This window comes from Paraburkholderia caffeinilytica (assembly GCF_051027425.1).
Lineage (GTDB): Bacteria > Pseudomonadota > Gammaproteobacteria > Burkholderiales > Burkholderiaceae > Paraburkholderia > Paraburkholderia caffeinilytica_A.
On sequence record NZ_CP186553.1, the window covers coordinates 21854 to 33823 of the forward strand.

11 protein-coding genes are annotated in these 11970 nt (G+C 63.2%); 5 read left to right on the forward strand and 6 right to left on the reverse strand.

Translation table 11 applies throughout. From position 1 onward, the window contains the following. Nucleotide 1 precedes the first annotated feature (1 nt). Nucleotides 2–733, forward strand: a complete 732-nt coding sequence (locus ACOSV0_RS20550) for a phosphorylase (RefSeq protein WP_434113071.1) — start codon at nt 2–4, stop codon at nt 731–733. 305 nt (nt 734–1038) lie between these two features. On the opposite strand, the gene ACOSV0_RS20555 is transcribed toward ACOSV0_RS20550, so the two are convergent. Beyond that, a complete protein-coding gene (locus tag ACOSV0_RS20555) occupies nt 1039–2010 on the reverse strand; it encodes an MlaA family lipoprotein (protein ID WP_434113073.1) in 972 nt (323 codons plus the stop codon). Nucleotides 2011–2012: 2 nt separating this feature from the next. After that, complete coding sequence (locus ACOSV0_RS20560) at nt 2013–4628, reverse strand: MMPL family transporter (protein ID WP_434113075.1); 2616 nt, start codon at nt 4626–4628, stop codon at nt 2013–2015. A gap of 213 nt (nt 4629–4841) precedes the next feature. Here ACOSV0_RS20560 and ACOSV0_RS20565 point away from each other — a divergent pair, with 213 nt between their 5' ends. Then, nucleotides 4842–5447 (forward strand): MlaC/ttg2D family ABC transporter substrate-binding protein, encoded by a 606-nt coding sequence (locus tag ACOSV0_RS20565; protein ID WP_434113076.1) that lies wholly within the window; start codon nt 4842–4844, stop codon nt 5445–5447. Between the two features lie 116 nt (nt 5448–5563). On the opposite strand, the gene hpnH is transcribed toward ACOSV0_RS20565, so the two are convergent. Further along, nucleotides 5564–6724, reverse strand: a complete 1161-nt coding sequence (gene hpnH, locus ACOSV0_RS20570) for an adenosyl-hopene transferase HpnH (RefSeq protein ID WP_434113078.1) — start codon at nt 6722–6724, stop codon at nt 5564–5566. 10 nt (nt 6725–6734) lie between these two features. Next, entirely contained in the window at nt 6735–7679 is a 945-nt protein-coding gene (gene ispH, locus ACOSV0_RS20575; RefSeq protein ID WP_434113080.1) for a 4-hydroxy-3-methylbut-2-enyl diphosphate reductase, read from the reverse strand. Nucleotides 7680–8067: 388 nt separating this feature from the next. Between ispH and ACOSV0_RS20580 the strand changes: the two genes are divergently transcribed. Beyond that, on the forward strand, nt 8068–8346 hold the full coding sequence (locus ACOSV0_RS20580; protein ID WP_434113082.1) for a hypothetical protein: 279 nt from the start codon (nt 8068–8070) through the stop codon (nt 8344–8346). Continuing rightward, a complete protein-coding gene (locus ACOSV0_RS20585) occupies nt 8346–9518 on the forward strand; it encodes a glycosyltransferase (RefSeq protein ID WP_434113083.1) in 1173 nt (390 codons plus the stop codon). The genes ACOSV0_RS20580 and ACOSV0_RS20585 overlap by 1 nt, the downstream gene beginning before the upstream one ends. Before the next feature lie 86 nt (nt 9519–9604). Here ACOSV0_RS20585 and ACOSV0_RS20590 read toward each other — a convergent pair whose 3' ends face one another. Together ACOSV0_RS20590 and hpnA are read right to left on the reverse strand one after the other, a co-directional pair. Then, nucleotides 9605–10177: a hypothetical protein gene (locus tag ACOSV0_RS20590; RefSeq protein WP_434113085.1), complete on the reverse strand. Its 573-nt coding sequence runs from the start codon at nt 10175–10177 to the stop codon at nt 9605–9607. A 224-nt stretch (nt 10178–10401) separates the two neighbouring features. After that, complete coding sequence (hpnA, locus tag ACOSV0_RS20595) at nt 10402–11412, reverse strand: hopanoid-associated sugar epimerase (protein ID WP_434113087.1); 1011 nt, start codon at nt 11410–11412, stop codon at nt 10402–10404. Nucleotides 11413–11566: 154 nt separating this feature from the next. Here hpnA and ACOSV0_RS20600 point away from each other — a divergent pair, with 154 nt between their 5' ends. Continuing rightward, nucleotides 11567–11860: an acylphosphatase gene (locus ACOSV0_RS20600; RefSeq protein WP_063500556.1), complete on the forward strand. Its 294-nt coding sequence runs from the start codon at nt 11567–11569 to the stop codon at nt 11858–11860. The last annotated feature ends 110 nt before the right edge of the window (nt 11861–11970 follow it).

The window sequence follows — 11970 nt, forward strand, 5'->3', positions numbered from 1 at the left end:
GATGACGTTTTCGACAACGCTGTCAACCGACGCTGGCCGCAGTACTTTGCCGGTGATCGTGGTGACGGGTATGGCGTTCGAAGCGCGCATCGCGCGCGGCAAGGGCGTCGAGGTGGTCTACGCGGCGCGCGCCGATTTGCTGGAGCGGGCGTTGAGTGCGGCGGTTTCGCGCGGCTGTTCGGGGATCGTCAGTTTTGGGACGGCGGGCGGTTTGGCGCCTGATCTGGAGCCGGGCACGCTGATCGTCGCGGAAGCCGTCGAGGGGCCGTTTGGGCGGCTCGAGACCGATCGGCCGTGGGCTGACAGGCTCGCTGCTGCCCTTGCGACTGGGCCGCTGGTGGCGCGGCTCCGTCGCGGTTTGATGGCGGCTGTGACCGCGCCTTTAGTGACCGCCGACGACAAGCGTGCATTGCATCGCTCGACAGGCGCTTTGGCGGTTGATATGGAGTCGCATATTGCCGGTGCGACAGCCGCCGCGCATGGTTTGCCGTTTGCGGTGTGCCGCGCGATTGTCGATCCGGCTTGGCGGACGTTGCCGTCTGCTGCTACCGCTGGTTTGCAGGACGATGGCACCACGGCGCTGGGGCCGATTTTGCGGGAGCTGTTGCGGCAGCCGTCGCAGTTGGGGGCGCTGATTCAGGTTGCGGTCGATGCGCGGGCGGCGCGGACTTCGCTGGTGCAGGCGCGGCATGCTATGGGCGAGGCGGGGGTTTTTCGGTTGGGGGTTGGTTGAAGGGTTTGGTTTTTTTCCTGATTTTGTTTGTCTGTTTGGGGGCTGTTGTTCGTTTGTCTGTGGTGGTGGTTTTTTCTTTTCTTATTGGTCTATTAGCGTTCGCCCCTGTGCGGGGCGGCACTTACTTTCTTTGCCGCCGCAAAGAAAGATAAGCAAAGAAAGCGGCTCACACCGCCAGCTCTTAAGCGGGTCCCCCGCACAGTCGCGGTAGTGGTGCATCTGGAATCTGTGTTCTCGCGCATTCAGCCTCGGTGACAAGGCAGTCATTCTTCCGGCGCGCGTTGCGCGCGCCGGGTGCCCGTTCCTTATTGGGGCGCCGGGACTGCTTCCTGGGATTTCTTGTCCGTAGGTGCAGTTTGCGGTGCCGATGCTGCGGCAGGCGTCGCCGCTGGGGTGTTTGGCGTCTCGCCGGGATCCGTGTAGTTCGGTACGCCTGCCGGGGCGGCTGTGGCGCTTCCTGATGCCGCGTTCGGGGCTTCCGCCGTGTCGCCCGGGTCCGCGGAATTCGGCAAGCCTGCCGCCGCGCCTGATGCGCCGTTGGCGGGTGCGGCGCCGGAGTCGCCGCCCTGGTCGTCGTAGTTCGGGAGCGGTGCGGCGTTGTCGTTGGTGCCGCGCAGGCGCGCTTTACGCTGCTGCGTATAAGCGTCGCGAACGAACGAATATTTGTCCAGCGCGGCCTGTTGCAGCAGGTCGGTCGCACCCAGCAGGTCGGAGCGCACACTCACGAACTGCAACACGTATAGCGGATTGCGTACCGCCGGCTCGATGTAGTTCAGCGGGTTGAACTTCACGTCCACCACCAGACCCATGCTGTCACGCACCGTGCTCGGACCAAACAGCGGCAGGACCAGGTACGGGCCCGACGGGATGCCCCAGTGGCCCAGCGTCAATCCGAAATCCTGATGGTGCTTCGGCAAACCGGCCGGCGTTGCCCAGTCGAGCAAGCCGCCGAGTCCAAAGGTCGAGTTGAACGCGAAACGCACGAAGTCTTCGGTCGCGTCGGTGATCTTCAACTGCAGCAGGTTGTTGGCGGCGTTGGTCAGATCGCCCAGATTCGAGAAGAAGTTGCTCACCGCTGTACGCAAGGGCTGCGGTGTCACCTTCTGGTAACCCTTGGCAACCGGGGCGGCAACGAAGCGGTCCACACCATCGTTGAAATTGAAAATCACGCGGTTCGCCGGCTCGAACGGGTCGCCCGGTTTGCGGTCGGGGCCGGTCGCGCAGCCGGAGATCAGACCGGTGGCGACCAGCGCCAGCACGGTGGTTTGCAGCTTCATACTTAAATTCCTTTGTGCTTCGCGCGACGTTGGCGCGGCTTGCCCATCAGCACGGGTTGGAACACCACCGCGCCGATCAGCGTGCAAAACAACGAGAGTGCCAGCAAACGTCCCATACTCGACGTCCCCGGATGGTGCGAGAGCCAGAGGCTGCCGAACGCCGTCGCCGTGGTCGCCGCGCTGAACAGCACGGCGTGCGTGAGGCTCGACTGCAAAAGGCTGGTCTGGCCGTGGCGCCATGCCATCACGAAGTAAATCTTGAATGCTACGCCGACGCCCAGCATCAGCGGCAACGCAATGATGTTCGCGAAGTTCAGCGGCATGCCGAACACCACGCACAATTCCAACGTCACCAGCGCCGACACCAGCAGCGGAACCAGCGTGCGTAGCATATCGCTGAATCGCCGCAGCGCGATCCACAGCAAGATTGCAATCGATAACAACGCATAGCCGGCGGCCTGCAGGAACGCCTTGATGATCGTGTCCGCGGAATGCAGGATCGAAATCGGGCCGCCGATCGCGTCCGGTTCGGCTTTCTTCACCGCGTGCACAAAGCCGGCGAGCGTCGCGTCGTCGTTCGGATCGGCGCCGGGTTTGATCTTCGGCGCGATGTCGACGAGTGCGTGGCCGTCCTTCGAGACCCAGCTCGCGGAGATCTCCTTGGGCAGGTTGTCGCGCGTAATCTCGGTGGGCTGCAGCAGATCCGCGAGTTGCTTCAGCGCGATGCGCAGCGGCTCGGACATCGCGGTTTCGGCGCGGTCGCGCGTGGCGGTGTCGGCGGCAGCCAGCTTTTGCAGCGTGGCGGACAGATGTTTGGCTTCGGCGGCGCCCGGACCCGGATGGTCGTCAGCAGCGAGCGAGAGCTGATTCGACGCGCGCTTCAAAGCGGCGACGCGTATCGCGTCCGTGGCTTGAGGCGCGGGCTGTTGCTGCAGCGCGGGCAACAGTTGCTGCGCGGCGCTGGCTACCAGCATCAGCTTTTGCTGCTGCTCGGCCGGAACGAAGCTATCCAGTGTCGTGACGCGGCCCACTTCCGGCAGCGTGCGCAGACGCGCGGCCTTCTGGTCCGCATCGGCAAGCGTGGGCGCCAGCACATTCACGTTGTTGACCGCTGCTTCCGGCGAATCCTTCAGCGACAGCAGCGTCGCCATCGATTCCGTGTGCGGGTCCTTCAGATGCAGCGGATTGAAGTCGAAACGCAAATGCGTGAGTAACGGCGTGGCGCCGATCACGACGATGAGCGTGCCGATCAGCACCGGCTTACGGTTCCGATCGAGGTAATCGTCGACGGGCGCGAGTTGTTTGAAGCCGGGCGACACGGCTTCGACCGGCGGGTTGAAGACTTTCAGGAGTGCCGGCAGCAGCGTCATGTTGGTGAAGTACGCGACGAACATGCCGACGCCGGCGATCTCGCCCAATTCCGACACGCCGAGGTAAGCCGTGGGCAGGAACGAGAAGAAGCTCAGCGCGACCGCTACGGCAGCGAGCGTCAGCGGCACGCCGATGCTGTGCGCGGTGTGCATGAGGGCGGCGGAAAGACGGTCGTCGCGATTGCGTTCCTCACGATATTTGACGCCGAACTGCACGCCGAAATCGACCCCGAGCCCGACGAACAGCACCATGAAGGCGACCGAAATCATGTTGAGCGCACCCACCAGCAGCAGGCCGAGCGCCGCGGTGATCGCGAGCCCGACGAACAGCGTGATGAACACCGCGACGATCATGCGGCCCGAACGCAGCGCCAGCCACAGAATGATCAGCACGACGATGAAGGTGCCGATGCCGTTGAGCACGGCGCCGTCCTGGACCGACGCGAATTCTTCGTCCGCGAGAGGCTGTTCGCCGGTCAGGCGGACCGTGGCGCCATAACGCGTATCGAGGTGCAGCGAGGCGGCGGTGTCGCGGATCGCTTTCGAGGCCGTCGCGCCCGGCTCCAGCGCGTCGTAGTTCACGACCGGCTGCACCGTGACGAAGGCACGCGCCGGTTCCGCAGCGGCGCTCTTGTCGACCAGCGCACGCCACGAGAACGCCGCCGGCTGACCGGCCAGCACGCGATCGAGCGTGGCGGCGCTTTGCGACAGCAGATGGCTCATGTCGGCCAGCTTCACCTGACCCAGTTGCAGCGGCAGCAACAGGCTCGTGGTGAGCGTGCCGGCGAGGCCGGTCAGGCTCGGATCGTGCGCGAGGGCATTGACGAGCGGGCGCGACTGGACGAGCTGCGAGGTGGTCGACATCACCTCATCGGTTGACGGGAACAGCAGGCCGTTGTGTTCGAAGAACGGGCCGCCGGCGGGCTGCGAAACCGCGACGAACTCCTTCGGATCGGCTTTGAGCGCGGCCGTCAGGGCATTGGCAGCGGCGTCGGCAAACTCGGGGGCACGGGCTTCGACCACCACCAGCACGGTTTGACCGCGATCCGGGAAGGCCTTGTCCATGGCATTTTCGAGCGACGACCATTGCTTGTCGGTCTCGATGAGCTTGCTGATATCGGTGTTGATCTTGAAGTGATTGACAACGTAGAAACCGCTCAAAACGGCGAGCACAAGCGACAGGGCGATGATCCGTAACGGATGGCGCACCGAATAGGCGACGAGACGAACAATAGATGACTTCAGCATGTAGGCGGGGGTGGCCTTATCACGGACGGTGTTTTTGACGAAAGTGCACAAGTATACAGAGCCGGAGCGACTCGGCTCCACTTCAGCAGCAAGGACGCTTCCCGGGCGGCGCGGCCGGGGGCGGGAACGCAATATCGGTATACTGGTCTATCCAGCTTTCGCCGCGAGCTCATGAGCCCGCCGGCGCTTACTTCTTGGGGTTTTGGCGAGCGTATGAAACGTTATCTGTCTGCTTTTCTGGCTGCGGCCGTGGTGACCACTGCGGCATATGCACAAAGCGCACCTGATGCGCTGGTGAAGAGTGCCGTCGAAGGCACGGTTACCGCGATGAAGGCCGATCCGCAGGCGCGCGGCGGCGATATGGCGAAGATTACCGAACTGGTTCAGACGCGCTTTGTGCCGGCTACCGATTTTCAACGGACCACGCGGATCGCGGTAGGGAAGGCATGGAGTACGGCGACTCCGGAGCAGCAGAAGCAGTTATATGAGCAATTTACGCTGCTGCTGGTGCGTACCTACGCCTCTTCGCTGTCGCAGCTGCGCGATCAGGACGTGAAGTTCAAGTTCCTGCCGGTCAGCGTACCGGCCGGCGCCAAGGACATCGTTGTGCAGTCACACGTGATCAGCAACGGCGGGGACGATGCGATCGATTACCGCCTGACTAAAGGCGCATCCGGCTGGAAGATTTACGACATCAACATGATGGGGGCCTGGCTGATTCAGGTCTATCAGACGCAGTTTGCCGATCAGCTGTCCAAAGGCGGCGTCGATGGGCTGATCAAGTTCCTGACCGCGCATAACGCACGAAGCGCGGGCTGAAATAACGCAGAAGAGAAAGCAAAAAGAAAAAGCGCGGTGGCCTGATTGCCACCGCGCTTTTTTATACAAAACATGCGCATCATGGGGCGGGCAAAACCGCCCCGATGATTGACAGCTTAGTGTGCGGAAGCGGAAGCCGCCGTCTGCACCTTCTTGCCCTTACCCGCACGTCCGATCTCTTCGAGCTTGATCTCGACGTGACGCGAGAACACGTACTCGGCGGGACGCTGCTTGTCCAAAGCAATATCCTTGGTGAAGGCGCCGGAAGTCTTCGGGCCGCGCAGGCTGACCTTCAACGCCTTCAACGGGTGCGCCACCGTATCCATCACGGCGGTCGCTTCGAAGCCGCAGTGCACCATGCAATCCGCGCACTTCTCATAGTTACCCGTACCGTATTTCTCCCACTCCGTGGTTTCCATCAGTTCCTTGAAGGTCTTCACGTAGCCTTCGCCGACCAGGTAGCACGGCTTCTGCCAGCCGAACACGGTACGCGCCGGGTTGCCCCACGGCGTGCATTCGTAGGTCTGATTGCCGGCGAGGAAGTCCAGGAACATCGCGGACTGGCTGAACGACCAGTTTTTGCCATTGTTGCCGCGCTTGAAAATTTCGCGGAACAGATGCTTGGTCTTGTCGCGGTTCAGGAAGTGCTGCTGATCCGGCGCGCGCTCATACGCATAACCCGGCGAGACGGTGATGCCGTCCACACCCATCGGGCCGAGCGTGTCGAAGAATGCGGCAACGCGTTCCGGCACGGCGTCGTTGAACAGCGTGCAGTTGATGTTCACGCGGAAACCACGGCGCTTCGCTTCCTTGATCGCGGCGACGGCCTTGACGTACACGCCTTCCTGCGACACCGAGTGATCGTGCGCCTGCTCGTCGCCGTCCAGGTGAACCGACCAGACGAAATACGGATTCGGCTCGTAGTCGTCCATTTTCTTTTCCATCAGCAGCGCATTCGTGCACAGGTACACGAACTTCTTGCGCGCGATGATGCCCTTCACGATCTGCGGCATTTCCTTGTGCAGCAGCGGCTCGCCGCCTGCAATCGAAACAACCGGTGCGCCGCATTCGTCGACTGCGCCAAGGCATTCTTCGAGCGACAGACGCTGATTCAGGATGGGATCCGGATAATCGATCTTGCCGCAGCCATTGCAGGCGAGATTGCAGCGGAACAGCGGCTCCAGCATCAACGCGAGCGGGTAGCGTTTGTTGCGCGAAAGGTGCTGACGCATGATGTATGCGCCGACCCGGACTTTCTGTAGCAGCGGAATAGACAAGACGTCCTCCTTAAACTTCGCGTGCAGCGAGTGGTTGCATCAGTTTCGATGGCAACTTGAATTCGACTTTCTCTTCACGGCCCGCCATCGTCGTGACATCGACGGGCCCCAATGCGCGCAGCGCATCGATTACGTTCTTCACCATCTCTTCCGGTGCCGAAGCACCGGCCGTGATGCCGACAGTCTGCACATTCGCAAACCACTCCGGCTTCACTTCCGAACCGTCGGCGACGAGATAACTCTTCACGCCGCTTTCGCTGCCGATCTCGCGCAGCCGGTTCGAGTTGGAACTGTTGGTTGCACCTACCACCAGCAACACGTCGACCTCTTTGCTCAGTTCGCGCACCGCCGCCTGACGGTTTTGCGTGGCGTAGCAGATGTCACGCGTGTCAGGACCGACGATGTCGGTAAAACGGCGCAGCAAGGCGTCGATAATGCCACGTGTGTCGTCCACCGACAGCGTGGTCTGCGTGACATACGCGAGCGGCGTATCGAGCGGCAGGTCCAGATGGGCGACCTCGGCCTCGCTCTGCACCAGCAGCACCGCGCCGGGAATCTGGCCGATTGTGCCTTCCACTTCCGGATGGCCCGCATGGCCGATCAGGATCAGGGTACGACCCGCCGCCACATATTGGCGCCCTTGCACGTGAACTTTGGTCACGAGCGGGCAGGTCGCGTCGAGCACGTCCAGGCCGCGCTGCTCCGCGTCACGCTCGACAGTCTGAGCGACACCATGCGCGCTGAAAATCGCCACGGCGCCTTGCGGCACCTCGTCGAGTTCTTCGACGAAGCGCGCGCCTTTCTGGCGCAGATTGTCCACCACGTGGCGATTGTGAACAATCTCGTGGCGAACATACACGGGCGCGCCGTGCTGCTGCAACGCGCGGTCGACGATCTCGATCGCACGAACAACACCCGCACAAAAGCCGCGGGGTTGAGCAAGGATGACTCGCATAAATTGGCGAACTCCGACTGACGCGGGTTTCGAAGAAGCCGGTAACTATGACTTTATCGCCGCGACCATCTATTTAGTTGACGTCTTGAGCCCCGGCGACCAGGCCGGTACAGCAAAACCAAACGCGCATTCTAACGCTATCAGGCCGGCTTTGCTCTGGCGCGCCTGCCCAGGTGTTGGGACGCCGCCGCGCCGCGGGTCCGCCGCCGAACGCCGCATTCATGGCGCATGCTGTAATGCGCAGGTGGTAAGGATTACGCGCTGCACCGGTTTGGCGGAACCCTTAAACTACGTGGTCCCGCGGCGCGCGTTTGCGGCCGCATTACAGAATGGTTTCATAGCTCGCCGACTTCCGCGCCGGCCTCGGCGCGGTAACGCAGCGGCGCCGGTGCATCCGCTCCCGTTCGGCAAGCTTGCCAGCGTGGTTGCACAGTATAAACTGCCGCTCGCGTTGCGGATCCCCGGGCGTTTGGGGATCGGGTTGTGCGGCGCCATTCACGCCGGCCTGCGCATCCTCGAGCGGATCGAAACGGCCGGTTATGACGTATTTCGCGAGCGGCCGGTGCTCAACACTTTTGACTGGTGCGTTGTCGCGGTACGCACTGTGGTGATGCGCCTGTCGCGGCGCGTCGGCGTGCAAGCGGGTTCACTCGAGGGTAATGCTTAATGGCGGTGGTTCTGTTTCTTCTTTCGTGTCTTTCCCTGCTGATCTGGTGCGTGTTGCTGTTTGCGCGCGGCGGTTTCTGGCGGGCGCGTCCGGCCGCACCGCTCGCGCCCGAACCGCGCGAAAGCTGGCCGGCGGTCGCCGCCGTGGTGCCGGCGCGCAATGAAGTCGACGTGATCGCCGAAGCGGTCACCAGCTTGCTCGAGCAGGACTATCCGGGCGAATTCCACGTGATCGTCGTCGACGACCACAGCACCGACGGCACCGCCGACGCCGCCCGCGCGGCCGCATTGCAACTGCAATGCCCGGATCGCCTGACGGTGCTGAGCGCGAAGCCGCTGCCGCCGGGCTGGTCGGGCAAGGTGTGGGCGCAGTCGCAAGGTATCGAGGCAGTGCGCACGCTCGGCCTGCCCGCGGAGTTTCTGTTGCTGACCGACGCCGACATCGGCCATCCCGCGGACGCCGTCACACAACTCGTCGCGCGTGCGGATGCGGAAAAGCGCGATCTCGTTTCGCTGATGGTCCGTCTGCGCTGCGATTCGTTCTGGGAGAAGGCGCTGATTCCGGCCTTCGTGTTCTTCTTCGCCAAGCTGTATCCGTTCTCGTGGGTCAATAACCCGCGCAACCGCACGGCAGCGGCGGCGGGCGGCTGCATGCTGGTCCGGCGCAGCGCGCTCGAAGAGGCCGGCGGTATCGAGTCGATTCGCGCCGAGCTGATCGACGATTGCAGCCTCGCTGCGCGCATCAAGCATCGCGGCACAGGGCGTCATGCGATTCGTCTGGATGTGGCGGCGCGCAGCGTGTCACTGCGTCCTTACGATAGCTGGCGTGAGATCTGGAACATGATCGCGCGCACGGCTTTTACGCAGTTGCGCTACTCGCCGCTGCTGCTGGCGGGCACGCTGCTGGGTATGACGATCATTTACCTGATGCCGCCGGTAGCCGCGCTGGTGCTCGGTCCGTTGGGCTGGCCCGCATGGCTGGCGTGGGCGCTCATGTGCTGCGCGTATGCGCCGATGCTTGGCTACTACCGCCGTTCGCCGCTGTGGGCGCCGTTTCTGCCGCTGGTGGCGCTGTTCTATGTGGGCGCGACGTTTGCGTCGGCGGTGCGTTACTGGCGCGGTAAGGGCGGGCAATGGAAGGCGCGCGTGCAGGCGCCGGTGCAGGAGCGTTAGGACGCGCAGGTCCAGAGATTCATCGGACAAAAAAAGCGGCGCTCAGGCGCCGCTTTTTTTACATCGACCATGACTCGATCTTTCCATCAGCCCTTGGTGAGCATCATGTACATCTGGATCACCATGTCGGGCGAGAACGTGAACGGCACCCAGCCGTGACCGGTATGGCGCATGACCAGCAGACGGTCGCCATTCGACTGCTTCTGCACGGCCATGACGGGATTCTTCGTGGATACGAAGCGCCAGCCCGGCGGGATGCCCGGCGGCGGTTCCGGCGTCATCGAGGCGCGCGCGTTCGACAATTCCTCGATCAGTTGCCCGATCTGCTCAGCACGCAGCGCGACCGTCTGGCCGCCGATCGTCATCGTGATCTCGTTCTGCGCCGGGCGATTGATTTCGAGCGTGGGCGGCACGGGGGCGACGGGTTCCGCGTCCGGCGCTTCAGCGGCCACCGGCGTTTGTTCCGCTACGGCTACCGTGCCTTCAGTTTCGACGCGTTCCGCTTTCGTTTCGGACGAGACGTGGTTTGCCGCCGGCGCTTCCTGCGCTGCTGCCTCTGCGGGTGTCTCGGTGATGTTTTTGGCCTGCGGGGCCACGACAGCCTGGATGAGCTGATCGACGCCTGTTTCCAGGGCGCCGAGCTGTTCGTGAAGATTCATGCGAGGTTTCTCTGGTAAGACCCACGATTTTACCTGCTGCGCGTAGGCTTTTACCTGTCGCAAACACAGTGACGTTGTAACAAAGTGCATGCAGGCCGCACCGATGCTGTCCGGCGCGGCGTAGCTTGCGCGGCCTGGGTGATGACGCTTGCGCGGGCCAGCGCAGCCTGCACGACTTTGGGTAATACAGCCCGCGCGGGACGGTGCCGCTTGTCCTGCCCGCGTCAGAGCTTCAAATACCCGGCTTGCCGGAACCAGTCGATCGCATCGCTCAAACCCTCGCGATAGGGTCGCGCGCGATAGCCGAGCTCGCGTTCCGCCTTCGCCGACGTGAAGTACATCTTGTTCTTCGACATCTTCAGACCGTCGACGGTGAGGAACGGTTCACGCTTCGTGATCTTGGCGACGGCTTCCGCGCCCGCGGCGAGCGGATAAAGCGGCCAGCGCGGCAAACTCAGCGTCGGCGCCTTGCGGCCGGTCAGCGCCGCGATATCCGCGAGCATTTGCTGCAGCGGCAGATTTTCGCCGCCGAGAATGTAGCGCTCGCCGATCTTGCCGCGTTCGAGCGCGAGAAAATGGCCGGCGGCCACGTCGTCCACGTGCACGAGGTTCAGTCCCGTGTCGACGAATGCGGGAATCTTGCCGAGCGCCGCTTCGACGATGATGCGTCCGGTCGGCGTCGGCTTGACGTCGCGCGGACCGATCGGCGTGGACGGATTGACGATCACGGCCGGCAGGCCGTCTTCGGCGATCATGCGCTCCACCGCGCGTTCGGCCAGCACCTTGCTGCGCTTGTACACGCCGATCGCCTGATCGGCTTTGAGCGGCGAGGTTTCGTCGGCGGACTGGCCGGAACTGGTGACTTTCAGCGTCGCCACGCTGCTCGTGTAGACGATGCGTTCGACGCCTTCCTTCAACGCCGCGCGCATGGTCGCCTCGGTGCCTTCGAGATTCGAGCGCTCGATTTCGCTCGGGTCCGGCGCCCACAGGCGGTAGTCTGCCGCCACGTGCAGCAGGTAGCGCACGCCGCGCAGCGCGTTGCGCATCGACGCTTCGTCGCGCATATCGCCGACGACGATTTCCGCATCCAGCGCCTCGACGTTTTTGCGCGGACTGGTGGCGCGCACCAGCACGCGCACCTTGAAACCCTTCTGTTGCGCGATGCGCGCCACCGACGAGCCGACGAAGCCGGATGCGCCGGTCACGAGCACGAGATCGCGATTCTGTTCGGTCATTCTGTTTGATTCCCTGCGTGACAGTCGACGGATTGTACGTGTCGCGCGCGCCGTGTGTCGCGCCGGGCTGCCCAGGTGAGTTCAGGGATGGCCGAGCATTCTCGTCGCGACGCGGCTAGAATGCCGGCTTGAAAGATTGTCAAGCGAGGACGGCATGGCCCCGGATCTGGATCAGCGGATCGAAACGTATTACGTGCGAGTGCGCGGCACCGTGCAGGGCGTCGGCTTTCGCCACGCCACCGTGCGGCAGGCCCACGCGCTCGGTATCAAAGGTTGGGTGGCGAATCTCGACGACGGCTCCGTCGAAGCCATGTTGCAGGGCTCGGCCAACCAGGTCGACCGGATGCTGTCGTGGCTGCGTCATGGGCCGCCGGCGGCGCGCGTGACCGAAGTGACCGGTGAAGAGCGCGCGACCGAAAAGCGTTACGAGCGGTTCGAGCAGCACTGAGTCCGCAAGCTTCACACGAAACAAAGGCGGCGCGCCATCACCTCGATAGCGCGCCGCCTTGCAGTTTGCGAGTCTCGTTTGTCCGCTTGGTCAGCCGATAACGCTTTGCG